Below are 14,877 nucleotides of genomic sequence, written 5' to 3'. Positions count from 1 at the left end.
TTTTTTATGGCGCCTTGGAACTCAGCGGTTGCGGGTCAGCAGCGCTGGTTTTTCACCACGAGGACGGCCAGGCAGTTGATCCAACTGCTCGGGTGTCGGGAAGCGATCCGCTTTCGACTCCTTGTGGATAATCTTCGGCGCCGGGCCACCGCGCGGGTTTTGCACGGCTGGCTCGGACAGCGGCTGGTCGTCACGGGCCGGGCGGCGGTTGTTGCTGCGCGAGTCTTCGCGACGGGCCTGGCCGTCACGCGGTGCGCCGTTGCGCGGGCCGCTGCGTTTGGCCGGTGGTGTGCCGGTGGTGCCGCCGCTGCTGTTGCGCGGGCCGTTCTGGCGCGCGCCCTGTGGCTGGCCACCCCGTGGAGCGGCTGCGCCTGCGCCTTGTGCCGGGACACCTGGGCGACGGCCACGGCCTTGCGCCGGCTTGGCTTGTGGCACGTAGTCAACGCGGTTACCGAAGTTATCCACATCGTCGTCGAGGAATTCGTCCGGGGCACGGTCGGATGCGGCGCGTGGAGGCTGGCTCGGCTGGCGCTGTTCGCGGGCCGGGGTGCCTTCACGGGGCTTCTGCTCGCGGGCCGGGCGTTCGCCACGGCTGCTGGTCGCGGTTTTTTCCTTGCCCTTGTCCTTGCCCTTGTCGCGACGGCCACCACCGCCACCGCCACCGCCGCCGTTCGGGCCATCGCCCTTCGGACCGCGTGGGTTGCGCGGGTTGCGCACGTCCGGACGCTCGCGCGCTTCAGGCTTTTCGGCCTCCACGGCACTGGAATCGAAGCCCATCAGGTCGCCGTCGGCGATTTTCTGCTTGGTCATGCGCTCGATGCTTTTCAGCAGCTTCTCTTCGTCCGGTGCGACCAGGGAAATGGCCTCGCCCGAACGACCGGCACGGCCGGTACGGCCGATACGGTGCACGTAGTCTTCGTCGACGTTCGGCAGCTCGAAGTTGACCACATGCGGCAACTGGTCGATATCCAGGCCGCGCGCGGCGATATCGGTGGCGACCAGGATGCGCACACTGCCGGCCTTGAAGTCGGCCAGGGCTTTGGTGCGCGCGTTCTGGCTCTTGTTACCGTGGATGGCGACGGCGGTGAGGCCGTGTTTGTCCAGGTACTCGGCCAGGCGGTTGGCGCCATGCTTGGTACGGGTGAACACCAGCACCTGTTCCCAGGCACCGTGGGTAATCAGGTGCGCGAGCAGCGAACGCTTGTGGCTGGCGGCCAGGCGGAACACGCGTTGCTCGATACGCTCGACCGTGGTGTTGGGCGGCGTGACTTCGATGCGTTCCGGGTTGTGCAGCAACTTGCCGGCCAGGGCGGTAATGTCCTGGGAGAAAGTTGCCGAGAACAGCAGGTTCTGACGTTTGGCCGGCAGGCGGGCGAGGACCTTCTTCACGTCATGGACAAAGCCCATGTCGAGCATGCGGTCGGCTTCGTCCAGCACGAGGATTTCCACGTGGGACAAGTCGACGCTGCCTTGGCCGCACAGGTCGAGCAAGCGACCCGGGCAGGCCACCAGCACGTCAACACCACGGGACATGGCCTGAACCTGGGGGTTCATGCCGACGCCGCCGAAGATGCAGGCGCTGACGAACTTCAGGTCGCGGGCATACAGCTTGAAGCTGTCGTGCACCTGGGCGGCGAGTTCGCGGGTAGGGGTCAGGACCAGTACGCGCGGTTGGCGCGGGCCGTGACGCTGGGATTTGTCCGGGTGACCGTTGGGGAACAACCGCTCCAGAATCGGGAGGGCGAAACCACCGGTTTTACCGGTACCTGTCTGCGCCGCAACCATCAGGTCGCGACCTTGCAACACGGCGGGAATGGCCCGCTGTTGCACCGGAGTAGGCTCGGTATAGCCCGCTGCCTCGATGGCGCGGACTAAAGCCTCGGAGAGACCGAGGGAAGCAAAGGACATGAGTAATCCTGTTTTAGTTAGGGCTTGGCCCAGAGGGATAATCTTGCCGGGCGTGAATGGCGCTTAGGGGAGCGTAATCCCGTCCGGTCCTGCTGCGTCTGGCGGGCACTCCACCGGCTCGCGCGGGCTGCAAAGCTGCGCTGTAGCGGGGTTGGGTGCCTTTTTCAAGACCTCAGCGGCCGGGCGTAAGCCTGGCGGAAAGGCCGGAGTATAACAGAGCAATCACTGCACGCTGCTTTCCTGCTGCTCAACGGTGTATTCGGACGCGCTGATGGGCGCCGTTTGCGCCTGGATACCGCCATATTTGGCGCTCAAGGCGGCGTAGGCCGGCTCTTGCTTGAAGCGCCTGAGCTCAGCGGCAAAGCGCTGGACCAGCAAATCCATGCCCGCGCCACGGCGTACGGCAAGAAACTGCTGCTGGCGGCTGACCACCAGCGGCGCCTGGCTGACCTTGTCTTCCAGGCCCAATTGCTTGATCACGTGCTGCCCCACGCGACGATCAGTGACCACCATATCGATGCGTCCCAGCATCAGCTTGCCGAAGTTGGCCTCATGGCTGGGAGCGGGTTCACGGGCAAAGCTGTCGGACGCGCCGAAGGCGTCGCCATACAGGTAACCGGGAGAGATGCCCACGCTCAGGCCGCGCAGATCGTCGAGGGTTTCGGCGGGGTGCGGACGCTCATTGGCGTAGAACAGCACGAATTCGACCGTCGACAAGGGTTCGCTGGGGTAGAGCAGCAAGGCGTCGCGCTCGTGGCTGTGGAAAATGTCCAGCGCGCCGTCGGCGTGGCCTTGGTCAAGCATCGCCAGGCAACGTTTCCAGGGCAGGAACTGCCATTGCACATCCACGCCGAGGCGCTGGAACACGATCACCGTGGTTTCGTAGTCCAGGCCACGCATGCTGCCGTTGTCGTCGTAGACGTAGGGCGCCCATGGTTCGGTGACAATGCGCAGTTTCTCGCCATAAGCGGCCAGGCTCAGGCAAGTGAAAAGCGTAGCGATCAACAACTTGAAAATGACGGGCATTCCCTGAGGTTACGACGCTACCGAGATAAAGAGAAGCTCTGGCACGCGCGTTGGCGCCGGGTCTCAGTTTACTGGCGCGTCCATCAGGTGAGCGTGGATCGCGGCACGCCGCTCGCCGAGGATCAGGCGCACCACCGGGTTGGCGAACCAGCGTTCGAGCTGGTGCGCGTCAATCGGGCGTTGCTGGCGCTCTTCCTGGTTCTGTCGGGCCTTGTCCCACCAGACGGGGCCGCAGGCCTGGTCGAATTCGTTTTCGTGTTCATAGCAACCGTAGAGGATTTCACGGATGAACTGCTGCTGGTGCTTGGGCAGCAACAGGGTAATCAGTTTGTACAGCGTGCGCTGCAAACGCGGCGGGCGCGGCAAGTGGGCGGACACCTGGCGCGTGTCGGCCAGGGCCAGTGCACTGGTGGGCGCGGCGGCGTGCTTGGCGATCCAGGCCTTGACCTTGGCCCGGAACAGCTGCTTGCGGCTCCAGTAATGGTGGATCAGGTCCGGGCACTCGCGCACGTTGACGGTGCGGTAGGCGGCGATGGACAGGCAGAACTCTTCCAGTGTGTAGGCACCCTGGGCATGGGGAAACAGTTCGTCCATCAACTCGATCGAACGGTCGAGGATGTGCGCGTCCTGCTGGGTCAGGCCCATCACGCCGGAGTTGAGGGTCATCATGTCATCGTCGGCCACGCCCATCTCCAACAGGCGCTGGCGCAGGGCGGTGTAGAGGATGCTTTCGTGGTTATCGCCGTACTTGGTGTAGAAGGCGTTACACAGCAAGGTGCCCGGCTGCACACGCTCGAACAGCGTCAGGGGGGAACGGTGGAAAAACGTGTCGGTGTCGATCAGCAACGCTACCGGCGACTCTTGCAACACCTGGCGCAGCACAACGTGCTTGGTGCGAAAGTGATAACCGTGGGGTTCACTCCAGCGCTTGCGGGTCGCCTCGTCCAGCGGGCGTACACGCACCGGCAGCAGGCGATAGGGTTCGGGGTTGTCGCTGAAGACCTGGATGTCCACGGCTGCATCAGGGGTGTCCTGCAGGAAAGCCAATGCGCTGGCGATGCTGAATACCGCTTCCTGGTGGTAGGTTTCGGCGCCGAAGACGAGGTAGACCAGCTGCGGACGGGAAGAGGAAGACACTGTATTCATGGACTGCGGGGTTCCGTGTGTATGTGAAGCACAAAGGCCCTCGTTTGAACGAGGGCCTTGGCACAACCGGGCAAGCCTTAGCGTGGCAGCTTGAGGTTGTTCCAGATGGCAAGGCTGGGTTCAGCCTGGTTCAGGGTATAGAAGTGCAACCCTGGCGCACCACCTTGCAACAATTGCTCACACATCTCGGTGATGACCTGCTCGCCGAACGCCTGGATGCTTTTGACGTCGTCGCCATAGGCTTCCAGTTGCTTGCGCACCCAGCGCGGGATTTCGGCACCGCAGGCGTCGGAGAAGCGCGCCAGCTTGCTGTAGTTGGTGATTGGCATGATGCCCGGCACGATCGGGATGTTCACACCCATGGCGCGTACACGCTCGACGAAGTAGAAGTAGCTGTCGGCGTTGAAGAAGTACTGGGTGATCGCGCTATTGGCGCCGGCGTTGGCCTTGCGTACGAAGTTCTTGAGATCGTCTTCGAAATTGCGCGCCTGGGGGTGCATCTCCGGATAAGCGGCCACTTCGATGTGAAAGTGATCGCCGCTTTCTTCGCGGATGAAGCTCACCAGGTCATTGGCGTAGCGCAGCTCACCGCTGGCCATGCCCATGCCGGAGGGCAGGTCGCCACGCAGGGCGACGATGCGCTTGATGCCGGCGGCTTTGTATTGGGTCAGCAGGCCGCGCAGGTCGGCTTTGCTATCGCCCACGCACGACAAGTGCGGAGCGGCAGGAACTTTGACTTCACTTTCGAGCTGCAGCACGGTGTTGATCGTGCGATCACGGGTCGAACCGCCGGCGCCGTAGGTGCAGGAAAAGAAGTCGGGCTGGTAGCTGGCCAACTGCTTGGCAGTGGTCATCAGTTTTTCATGCCCAGCATCGGTCTTGGTCGGGAAGAACTCGAAGCTGTAGCGACGGTCTTGGGACATGGGGAGGTCTCCAGCTGCGAGTTGCAAGCTTCAAGCTGCAAGAGGGCGGTGCGCCTGTTCTTGCAGCATGAAGCTCACAGCTCGCGGCTGCTTAAAGAGCAATGAAGTAGCAAACCCTCAGCACAAACGCTTTTCCTTGGCGCTTGTAGCTGAAAGCTTGCAGCTGCTTAGTACCGATAAGCGTGCGGCTTGAACGGACCTTCAACGGTCACGCCGATGTAGTCGGCCTGGGTCTTGGTCAGTTGGGTCACCACGCCGCCGAAGCCGCGGACCATTTCCAGGGCCACTTCTTCGTCGAGTTTCTTCGGCAGTACTTCCACGGTCAGGCGCTCGGCTTTCTGGGCAGGCGACAGGTCGGCGTATTTCTGTTGGAACAGGAAGATCTGCGCCAGTACCTGGTTGGCGAACGAGCCGTCCATGATGCGGCTTGGGTGGCCGGTCGCGTTACCCAGGTTCACCAGACGGCCTTCGGCCAGCAGGATCAGGTAATCGTCGTTCTGCGGGTCGAAATCGCCCGAGCCGGTACGGTGAACCTTGTGCACCTGTGGCTTTACTTCTTCCCATGCCCAGTTCTTGCGCATGAAAGCGGTGTCGATCTCGTTATCGAAGTGGCCGATGTTGCAGACCACTGCGCGTTTCTTCAGCGCCTTGAGCATGTTCGCGTCGCAGACATTCACGTTACCGGTGGTGGTCACGATCAGGTCGATCTTGCCCAGCAGCGCCTTGTCGATGCTCGCTTCGGTGCCGTCGTTGATGCCGTCGATGAACGGCGAAACCACTTCGAAACCGTCCATGCAGGCTTGCATGGCGCAGATCGGGTCAACTTCGGAGACCTTGACGATCATGCCTTCCTGGCGCAGGGACTGGGACGAACCCTTGCCCACGTCACCGTAGCCGATCACCAGGGCTTGCTTGCCCGACAGCAGGTGGTCGGTGCCGCGCTTGATGGCGTCGTTGAGGCTATGACGGCAGCCGTATTTGTTGTCGTTCTTGCTCTTGGTCACCGAGTCGTTGACGTTGATGGCCGGGATTTTCAGCTCGCCCTTGGCCAGCATGTCCAACAGGCGGTGTACGCCGGTGGTGGTTTCTTCGGTCACGCCGTGGACGCGGTCGAGGATCTGCGGGTATTTCTTGTGCAGCAGCTCGGTCAGGTCGCCGCCGTCGTCGAGGATCATGTTGGCATCCCAAGGCGCGCCGTCCTTGAGGATGGTTTGCTCCAGGCACCACTCGTACTCGGCCTCGGTTTCGCCTTTCCAGGCGAACACCGGGATACCGGCGGCGGCGATAGCGGCAGCGGCCTGGTCTTGAGTCGAGAAAATATTGCAGGACGACCAACGCACTTCGGCACCCAGGGCAACCAGGGTTTCGATCAGCACGGCAGTCTGGATGGTCATGTGGATGCAGCCGAGGATCTTCGCACCCTTGAGCGGCTGCTCAGCGGCGTACTTGCGACGCAGGCCCATCAAGGCTGGCATTTCGGATTCGGCGATAAAGGTTTCGCGACGGCCCCAGGCGGCGAGGGACATGTCGGCGACTTTGTAGTCGTTGAATTCTGCAGGCGTAATTACAGCGCTCATGAAGAGCCTCCATTCGTAGTGTGCGAATGGGCGCCGTTGTGCGTTTAGTATCGAGCCAGGTGAGCCAGGCCAGACAACGCCCCATCCGAGCCTGACAGGCCAAGCCTGCTGCAGCGCCCCTCGGACAGGTGGCGGGAGAACGGGAGTAGCCGTTCGAAATCGGGGGCGATTATAGCTTTCTTTGGTTGGCTAGTGGCAAGTGACAAGCTACAAGCGGCAAGTAAAAGCGAATCGGCTTTTAACTTGCAGCTTGTCGCTTAAAACTTGAAGCTAGGGGGAAATTTATCGCTCAAACACCTCGGAGTCCGCCCCCCATGAACTTCCACACCCGCAAATGGGTAAAACCCGAAGACCTCAACCCCAACGGCACCCTGTTCGGCGGCAGCCTGCTGCGCTGGATCGACGAAGAAGCGGCGATCTACGCGATCGTGCAATTGGGTAACCAGCGCGTGGTGACCAAGTACATCTCCGAAATCAACTTCGTCAGCGCCTCGCGCCAGGGTGACATCATCGAACTGGGCATCACCGCAACCGAGTTCGGCCGCACCTCCATCACCCTGACCTGTGAAGTGCGTAACAAAATCACCCGCAAGAGCATCCTGACCGTAGAGAAAATGGTCTTCGTCAACCTCGGTGAAGACGGCCTGCCAGCGCCTCACGGCCGCACCGAAATCAAATACGTGAAGGATCAGTTCGAGGGCGACGGTCTTTCCGAGTAACAGCGTGGCGGTGTAAATACTGTCTTCAAGAATCCGATGGAGTTGGATCAAGGCCTGGAGGATTGCGCTTTAGTTGCCTGGTCACTGAACAGCCACGGTGGCGGCGTGTCGTAGCTACACGCCCCCCTTGGACACCGGAACATCATGGCCACCGACGAAGCAGGCAAAACCCCCAACCTGTCCCACGAAGAGCAGCAGGACGTAGACAAGAACCAGCCGCCCCGCGCGGCGGTGCTGCATGAAATCATCCGTACTCAGGGCGACCAGGAGCTGGAGCGCAACGTCGCGGCGTTGTGGTGGTCTGCCTTGGCTGCCGGGTTGACCATGGGGCTGTCGCTGATGGCCATGGGCTTGCTCAATTCGCGCTTGCCGGACGGCGAAGCGTTCAAGGTCATCGCCAGCTTTGGTTATTGCGCGGGGTTCCTAGCGGTGATCCTCGCGCGCCAGCAACTGTTTACCGAAAACACCCTCACTGCCGTATTGCCGGTGATGAGCAAACCGACCCTGGCCAATGCCGGGCGCCTGTTGCGGCTCTGGACGGTGGTGCTGGTGGGCAACCTGTGCGGGACCTTGCTGGTGGCTTATGTGATGTTGCACCTGCCGATCTTCGATGCAAAGACCGACCTGGCCTTCCTCGAAATCGGGCGCAAGGTCATGGAGAATGACAGCGGCCAGATGTTCGCCAAGGGCATCGTCTCCGGCTGGATGATCGCCACCATGGTGTGGATGATCCCGTCGATGGAAAGCGCCAAGATGTTCATCATTATTGTGATCACCTACCTCATGGCGCTGGGGGACTTTACCCACATCGTAGTGGGTTCGGCGGAAGTGTCCTACCTGGTGTTTGCCGGCGAACTGTCCTGGCATGACTTCTGGCTGATATTTGCCGGCCCGACCCTGGCCGGCAATATCATCGGTGGCAGCTTCATCTTCGCGCTGATCAGCCATGCGCAGATTCGTAGCGAAGGCAAGGTGCTTTCCGGGACTCACGTCGGCGCAGCGGAGCAGCGTCCTCAAAGCAAGGAAAAACAATGATGCAGCCCCGCACAAGGCTCAAATGCGAGCTTTGCGGGGCGTTCCGGGAACCTTCAGGCCTTGGACCGGTACGTCGGCGAGATTGGCCGCAGGCGTGCTGTCAGGTGCCTTCAATTGGCCTTCCCACCGAGCAATTACCAGCGGCGCCAACGCGTTGCCCAGCACATTCAATGCCGTGACTGGCATATCCATCAGGCGATAAACGCCTGCAATGATCGCCACGCCCTCTACGGGGAGCCCCGCTGCAGTCAACGTCGCGGTAAGGATGATAAACATGAAGCCTGGCACGCCCGCTGCGCCCTTCGACGTCAACACCATGATCAATATCAGCATCCCCTGATCGGCCAGGCTCAAGTCGATGCCATACGCTTGGGCGATGAACAACGTGCCCAGTGCAGCGAACAGCGATGCGCCATCCAGGTTGAACGAGTAGCCCAACGGGATAACCATGCTGGTAATAGGGCGTGGCGCGCCGTAGCGCTCCATCTTCTCGATCAATTGAGGCATCACCGTCGCTGAGGCGGCACTGCTATAGGCCAGCAGCAATTCACTGCGTATTTCTCGCACCAAATGGAAAAAACCGACACCCACCAATCGAGCGACTGCACCCAATATGCACAGGGCAAATAACAGCACTGCGACATAAGTCGTGCCGATCAGCTTGGCCAACGGCAGCAGGGCACTGAGGCCAAAGCTGGCGACGGTGACCGCTATCAGCCCGAAAATGCCTATCGGCGAGTAGTGCATTACCAGATGGGTGACTTTGAACATGGTGTCTGAGATGCCCTGCATCACACTGATCAGCGGAGCCTTGCGCTGCTCAGGCAACATAGACAAGGCGCAGCCGAACAGGATGGCGAAAAACAGCACCGACAGTAGCTTGCCCTGCGACATGGCCAACACGATGTTATCCGGCACGATCGCCAATAGCGTCTGGCCCAGGTTCTGCGTTGTGCTGTTGGCAGCCAGCCCTGTTACGGGTGTTGGTAAAGTGCTGCCGAATTCTGCGCCCGAGCCGGGCGCGACGACATTACCCACAATCAGGCCGAAGACGATTGCAATACTGGTGATCGTGAAGAAATAAACGAGGGTCTTCACGCCGACACGTCCCAAGGCGGCGGGATTTCCCATGCCGGCAATGCCGACCGTCATGCAAGCGAAGACCAGAGGCACGACGATCATCTTCATCAGCTTGATAAACAAGTCGCCTGCCGGTTGCAGCAGGTTGTCAATGAACCAGGACTTATGTTCGGGAAACTGGTTAAGAAGGATACCGACGATTATTCCGGCTGCCAGGCCGATCATAATCCGGGTGACGAGGCTGGTTGGTTTTTTTGTGTTCATGCAGGTGACCCTTATTGTTGTAGTTGTCAGGGGTTTATTGAGCGAACAGTCCAGCGAAGTCCTTGAAGCCTTTCACTTCGATGGGATTGCCGCTGGGGTCGAGAAAAAACATCGTGCGCTGTTCGCCCGGCTCGCCGGCGAAACGAACCACCGGCGGGATCTCGAAGGGCGTGCTCATTTGAGTGAGACGCTCGGCCAGCACCAGCCACTCCTCCAGCGGTAACACCACACCGAGGTGCGGCATCAGCACATGATGGTCCCCCACCAGGCCGGTACGCGTCGTGGGGAAGGGCGTGCCCAGGTGCAGTGAAAGCTGGTTGCCGAAAAAGTCGAAGTCGATCCAGGTCTCGCTGCTGCGGCCTTCTGCGCAGCCCAAAACATCTCGATAAAAAATGCGCGCCTTGTTTAAGTCATAAACATGGTATGCAGCGTGGAAGGGTCTGTTCATGAGCGGAATCTCTGTAGGGGGATCCTCAAATTAAACAGGCCGCGCATCCGGGTAAAACGGGTTCGCGTTGGTCTGAGCGAAAGGAAAATTTATGGATATTCGATTCCTGAGAAGCCTGGTCGCGGTCATTGAAACCGGCTCCATTGCTGCGGCGGCGCGACGCGAAAACCGTACCGCAGCGGCGATCAGCCAACGGGTCAAGGCGCTTGAGCGGACGCTGGGGTGCACGCTGCTTATGCGCACGGCGCATGCCGCGTGGCCGTCGGACCAGTGCCTGCTGCTGTTACCAAAAATTCAGGCAGTCATCGAGCAGGCGCGCGAGTTGCAGGAGGACCTGAGTCAGGATGGCTTATCGGGAGAGATCAAGATCGGCGCTATTTCAACGGCATTGACCGGCGTCTTGCCAAGAACGATCGAGCGACTGGCACTTTCAGCACCGGAGCTGAAGCTGAAGATCACACCGGGTGACTCCAGAAGCCTCTATGAGAGATTGCTTGCCCGCGAGTTGGACGCGGCGATTCTTGTCAGACCGCCGTTTGAGCCGCCCAAGGCGTTAGCGACCACCTTGCTGCGGGCCGAACCCCTGATTCTGATTGCTCCCGCTGAGTGTGACGCGCAGACCTTCGAAGCATTGCTGCGCGAGCGGCCATTCATTCGCTATGACGCCCGTTCGTGGGGTGGGCAGATTGCCCAGCGTTTTCTGGATGAACAGTCCTTTGCTCCGCAGGTATTGTGTGAGCTGGATGCCTTGGAAACCATCGTCATGCTGGTCGCCCAAGGCATGGGTGTATCACTGGTACCGCAGTGGTCGGGGATGTCGAGCCGTGGCCTATGTGTCTTGCCGGTCGACGACGCGTCGCACTATTCGCGGGATCTGGTTGTCATGCACAGCTCGATGCCGCGCCGCCCACTGGCGATGCGGCACCTGCTTGAACATCTGTGCAGAGCGCCCGTAGGCAAACTTGTGGTGTAGAAATGTAAATGCTCAGGGGCTCACTGCGACTCGGCTACGCGCTTTACGACCCGGCCAATGGTCAAGCCTTGCAACAAGATCGACGACAGCACCACGATATAGGTGATGCTCAGCAACAAGTCGCGTTCCGGGCCCAGCGGCAATGCCAGGGCCAGTGCTACCGAGACGCCACCGCGCAAACCGCCCCAGGTCAGGATGCGGATGGTGCCGCGCGGTACCGTACGCCAGCGGCGCAGCAGCAGGATCGCCGGGGCCACGGTCAGCAGGCGTGACAGCAGGATCGCCACAGCGAGCAAACTGGCCGCCAATACGTGCAGCCAGTTGAACGGCAACAGCAGCAGTTCCATGCCGATCAATGCAAACAGCAGGGCGTTGAGCATGTCGTCGAGCAACTCCCAGAAACCATCCAGATAGCGCCGAGTCATGTCGTTCATCGCCAGCTTGCGGCCCAGGTTGCCGATGATCAGCCCGGCCACGACCATCGCAATCGGTGCCGAGACGTGCAACTCAGTGGCCATCGCCGAGCCGCCGATCACCAGCGCCAGGGTCAGCATGACTTCAATCTGGTGCTGCTCGATGCTCTTGATCATCAGGTACACGAGGTAACCGATCAGTCCACCGAACACCACACCGCCAATCGCCTCATGGGCGAACAGCATGGCCGTGGCGCCGACGGTCGGTGTTTCACCGAGCTGCGCGATGCCCAGCAGGACGGTGAACACCACCACTGCGGTGCCGTCGTTGAACAACGATTCGCCGACGATCGTGGTTTTCAGCGGTTTCGAGGCGTTGGCGGTACGCAGCACGCCCAGTACCGCAATCGGGTCGGTCGGCGAGATCAGCGCGCCGAACAGCAGGCAATACAGGAAACTCACGTGCCAGCCGAACAGGGCGAAGATGTAGTACGCCAGGCTGCCGATCACCAGGGTAGCGATCAATACGCCAAAGGTCGCCAACAGGCCGATGGGCCAGCGGTAGCTGCGCAGGTCGCTCAAGTTGACGTGCAACGCGCCGGCGAACAGCAGGAACGAGAGCATCCAGTTCATCAGCAAATCGCCGAAGTCAATCTGGCCGATCAGTTGCTGGATGCGTTCTTCCAGGCCGGGGTAGCCGATGAAACTGAGGCCTTGCAGGATCAGCGAAAACAGCAGCGCAGTGACCATCACGCCGATGGTCGGCGGCAGGCCGATAAAACGAAAGTTCACATAGGTGAGCAGGGTGGTGAGGCAAATGAAGGCGGCGACAAGTTCAAGCATCCGGGGTCCTTGGGACGGGGAAATGTAGGTGCACAGCGTGCGTCGGGAAGTTGTTTAGTATAAACAGGTGCCCTTACAGGAAAGAACCTTTCGGCCGATCATGGCTCATAGCTTGAACGTCGGCGCCGATCGGCCTGTGAGTGATGACGCTCTGACTGCCTTGATAAAACCAAAAAAGGGAATGACTGATGACAGTGGCTTTCTGGTGTGTGTTGATCGCAATCTTTCTGCCGTACCTGTGTACCGGTGTGGCCAAGTTCAGCGGCGGCAAGTTCGGGCCGCGGCATAACCACGACCCGCGTGCGTTCCTGGACACGGTCGAAGGCGTTGCCAAGCGTGCCCACAATGCGCAACTCAACAGCTTTGAAGTCACCCCGGCCTTTGCGGCGGCGGTGATCATCGCGCACCTGGCCGGCACCGCCGAGCTGGTGACGATCAACGTGCTGGCGGTGTTGTTCATCACCAGCCGCCTGCTGTACATCATTTGCTACCTGGCGGACTGGGCGCTGTTGCGTTCGCTGGTGTGGGCCGTGGGGATGGCGTTGATCGCGAGTTTCTTCTTTGTCTCGATCTGACGGTTAGCGCACATACCTTGTGTGCGCTGGCTTGACTGCGCTGTGCATAGGTTATTGGGTTAGAACAACCGGGCAAGCAGGGCGGTCACGGCGGTTTCCACCCGCAGGATACGTGCGCCAAGTTGCACCGGTTGCAGGCCGGCCTTGGTCAGCAGCTCGACTTCATAGGGAATCCAGCCGCCTTCCGGCCCAATCGCCAGGGTCACCGGTTCCTCCAGGCCTCGTGGGCAGGGCGGGTAGTCGCCGGGGTGGCCGATCAGGCCAAGCGTGCCCTCAGCCATGGCCGGCAGGCGATCTTCAACGAACGGCTTGAAGCGTTTCTCGATAATGATCTCGGGCAGTACCGTGTCCCGCGCCTGTTCCAGGCCCAGGATCAGTTGCTCGCGGACCGCCTGCGGCTCAAGGAACGGCGTTTGCCAAAAGCTTTTTTCCACCCGGTAACTGTTGACCAGCACCACCTTTGGCACGCCCATGGCCGCAACGGTTTGCAGCACCCGGCGCAGCATCTTCGGGCGTGGCAGCGCCAGCAGCAGGGTCAGCGGCAGTTTGCTCGGCGGCGGTTGGTCGAAGCTGACCTGCAGCTCGGCCTCGCTGTCTTGCAGGCGCAGCAACTGCGCATTGCCCATCGCCCCGCCAATACGCCCGACCCGCAGGTTGTCACCCACTTCGGCGCGATGCACTTGCTGCATATGCACCAGGCGCCGATCACGCAGGATCACCCGGTCAGCCGCAATAAAATCGGCCTCTTCGAGCAGCAGCAGGTTCACGGCTGGGTCGCTGGCGGCTGGTCGTCGTCAGCAGCCTGATCATCCGGGTGTTCGCCACGCTTGCTGATCAAGCCGCTGAACAGGATGCCGATTTCGAACAGCATCCACATCGGCACGGCCAGCAGGGTCTGGGAGAAGATGTCTGGCGGGGTAAGGATCATGCCGACCACGAAGCAGCCGATGATCACGTACGGGCGGATCTTCTTCAGGTACTTCACATTGACCACGCCGATCCACACCAGCAACACCACCGCCACCGGGATTTCGAAGGCCACGCCAAAGGCGAAGAACAGCGTCATCACGAAGTCGAGGTAGCTGGTGATGTCGGTCATCATCTCCACGCCGGCCGGGGTGGCGGCGGCGAAGAATTTGAAGATCAGCGGAAACACCAGGAAGTAGGCGAACGCCATGCCGGTGTAGAACAGCAGGATGCTCGACACCAGCAACGGCACGGCGATGCGCTTTTCATGCTTGTACAGCCCCGGTGCGATGAAGCCCCAAATCTGATGCAGGATCACCGGGATCGCCAGGAACAGCGAGACCATCATGGTCAGCTTCAACGGCGTCAGGAACGGCGACGACACGTCGGTGGCGATCATTGTCGCGCCCGCCGGCAAATACTGGCGCAGTGGCGTGGAGACGAAGGTATAGATCTGCTGGGTAAAGGCGAACAGCCCTGCAAAAATGATGAAGATGGCCGCTACGCAACGCAGCAGGCGGGTACGCAGCTCGGTGAGGTGCGAGACCAGCGGCATGTGCTGGTCGTTTTCCGGTTTATCAGCGCTCATGGGGCTCGCGGCGGCAATGTAGGGTCATGGGGCGCGGGCGACGCAACGGGCGTCGGCGCAGGCTCTGTCGGGGTGGTTGCGGCTGCTGGCGCGATGCTGTTTTCAACCACAGGTTCCGCAGGTTTGGCGGGTTCCTGCACCGGCGACAGAATCTTGCGCGTTTCCTGCTCCAACGACAGGATATGTTCGTTGTGCAGCTGCCGGCGGATCTCGTCGGCACCGATTTCCCGTTCAACTTCCTGTTTGATCGCGTTGAAACTACGTTTCAGGCGCCCGATCCACAGGCCGGCCGTGCGTGCTGCACCGGGCAGGCGCTCCGGCCCCAGTACCAGCAGGGCCACGAGGCCGACGAGCAGCAGTTCAGAGAAGCTGATACCAAACATTAGTCAGTG

General features: G+C 60.8%; 15 protein-coding genes and 1 riboswitch. Of the genes, 4 read left to right on the top strand and 11 right to left on the bottom strand.

The window, feature by feature from the left end; genetic code table 11:
• Positions 1-21: 21 nt before the first annotated feature.
• The 5 genes from C4J91_RS25500 to ahcY all read right to left on the bottom strand — a co-directional run bounded on the left by C4J91_RS25500 (position 22) and on the right by ahcY (position 6,580).
• Positions 22-1,908 (bottom strand): DEAD/DEAH box helicase, encoded by a 1,887-nt coding sequence (locus C4J91_RS25500; RefSeq protein WP_124364772.1) that lies wholly within the window; start codon positions 1,906-1,908, stop codon positions 22-24.
• A gap of 222 nt (positions 1,909-2,130) precedes the next feature.
• Complete coding sequence (locus C4J91_RS25495) at positions 2,131-2,934, bottom strand: ABC transporter substrate-binding protein (protein WP_124364771.1); 804 nt, start codon at positions 2,932-2,934, stop codon at positions 2,131-2,133.
• A gap of 63 nt (positions 2,935-2,997) precedes the next feature.
• Positions 2,998-4,080, bottom strand: coding sequence for a hypothetical protein (locus C4J91_RS25490; protein ID WP_124364770.1), 1,083 nt, complete (start codon positions 4,078-4,080; stop codon positions 2,998-3,000).
• A gap of 77 nt (positions 4,081-4,157) precedes the next feature.
• Positions 4,158-5,003: a methylenetetrahydrofolate reductase [NAD(P)H] gene (gene metF, locus C4J91_RS25485; protein WP_124364769.1), complete on the bottom strand. Its 846-nt coding sequence runs from the start codon at positions 5,001-5,003 to the stop codon at positions 4,158-4,160.
• Between the two features lie 167 nt (positions 5,004-5,170).
• Positions 5,171-6,580 carry an adenosylhomocysteinase gene (ahcY, locus tag C4J91_RS25480; protein ID WP_124364768.1) on the bottom strand — a complete coding sequence of 470 codons (1,410 nt, stop codon included), beginning with the start codon at positions 6,578-6,580 and terminating at the stop codon, positions 5,171-5,173.
• 21 nt (positions 6,581-6,601) lie between these two features.
• Positions 6,602-6,708, bottom strand: a riboswitch (S-adenosyl-L-homocysteine riboswitch).
• A 186-nt stretch (positions 6,709-6,894) separates the two neighbouring features.
• On the opposite strand from ahcY, the gene C4J91_RS25475 reads away from it, so the two are divergent.
• Positions 6,895-7,299, top strand: coding sequence for an acyl-CoA thioesterase (locus C4J91_RS25475; RefSeq protein ID WP_124364767.1), 405 nt, complete (start codon positions 6,895-6,897; stop codon positions 7,297-7,299).
• Between the two features lie 144 nt (positions 7,300-7,443).
• A complete protein-coding gene (locus C4J91_RS25470) occupies positions 7,444-8,334 on the top strand; it encodes a formate/nitrite transporter family protein (protein WP_124364766.1) in 891 nt (296 codons plus the stop codon).
• Positions 8,335-8,352: 18 nt separating this feature from the next.
• Here C4J91_RS25470 and C4J91_RS25465 read toward each other — a convergent pair whose 3' ends face one another.
• Entirely contained in the window at positions 8,353-9,678 is a 1,326-nt protein-coding gene (locus C4J91_RS25465; RefSeq protein WP_256658893.1) for a cation:dicarboxylate symporter family transporter, read from the bottom strand.
• A gap of 34 nt (positions 9,679-9,712) precedes the next feature.
• Positions 9,713-10,126, bottom strand: coding sequence for a VOC family protein (locus C4J91_RS25460; RefSeq protein WP_124364765.1), 414 nt, complete (start codon positions 10,124-10,126; stop codon positions 9,713-9,715).
• 91 nt (positions 10,127-10,217) lie between these two features.
• Between C4J91_RS25460 and C4J91_RS25455 the strand changes: the two genes are divergently transcribed.
• On the top strand, positions 10,218-11,099 hold the full coding sequence (locus tag C4J91_RS25455) for a LysR family transcriptional regulator (RefSeq protein ID WP_124364764.1): 882 nt from the start codon (positions 10,218-10,220) through the stop codon (positions 11,097-11,099).
• Positions 11,100-11,119: 20 nt separating this feature from the next.
• Here the strand turns inward: C4J91_RS25455 and C4J91_RS25450 are convergent, their stop codons facing one another.
• A complete protein-coding gene (locus tag C4J91_RS25450) occupies positions 11,120-12,355 on the bottom strand; it encodes a sodium:proton antiporter (protein ID WP_124364763.1) in 1,236 nt (411 codons plus the stop codon).
• A gap of 188 nt (positions 12,356-12,543) precedes the next feature.
• On the opposite strand from C4J91_RS25450, the gene C4J91_RS25445 reads away from it, so the two are divergent.
• Positions 12,544-12,930 carry an MAPEG family protein gene (locus C4J91_RS25445; protein WP_124364762.1) on the top strand — a complete coding sequence of 129 codons (387 nt, stop codon included), beginning with the start codon at positions 12,544-12,546 and terminating at the stop codon, positions 12,928-12,930.
• A gap of 59 nt (positions 12,931-12,989) precedes the next feature.
• Here the strand turns inward: C4J91_RS25445 and C4J91_RS25440 are convergent, their stop codons facing one another.
• Genes C4J91_RS25440 through tatB form a run of 3 tightly spaced genes read right to left on the bottom strand, consistent with a single transcriptional unit; the run spans position 12,990 to position 14,868 of the window.
• A complete protein-coding gene (locus C4J91_RS25440; RefSeq protein WP_124364761.1) occupies positions 12,990-13,697 on the bottom strand; it encodes a 16S rRNA (uracil(1498)-N(3))-methyltransferase in 708 nt (235 codons plus the stop codon).
• Positions 13,694-14,485, bottom strand: a complete 792-nt coding sequence (tatC, locus tag C4J91_RS25435; protein ID WP_124364760.1) for a twin-arginine translocase subunit TatC — start codon at positions 14,483-14,485, stop codon at positions 13,694-13,696. Before tatC ends, C4J91_RS25440 begins: the two co-directional genes overlap by 4 nt.
• Positions 14,482-14,868 carry a Sec-independent protein translocase protein TatB gene (gene tatB, locus C4J91_RS25430; RefSeq protein WP_124364759.1) on the bottom strand — a complete coding sequence of 129 codons (387 nt, stop codon included), beginning with the start codon at positions 14,866-14,868 and terminating at the stop codon, positions 14,482-14,484. The genes tatC and tatB overlap by 4 nt, the downstream gene beginning before the upstream one ends.
• Positions 14,869-14,877 lie beyond the last annotated feature (9 nt).

The sequence above is a fragment of the Pseudomonas sp. R3-52-08 genome, assembly GCF_003851745.1.
Taxonomy (GTDB): domain Bacteria; phylum Pseudomonadota; class Gammaproteobacteria; order Pseudomonadales; family Pseudomonadaceae; genus Aquipseudomonas.
Note: the sequence above shows the minus strand (reverse complement) of the source record. Positions and strands in the feature narration are given on the sequence as shown.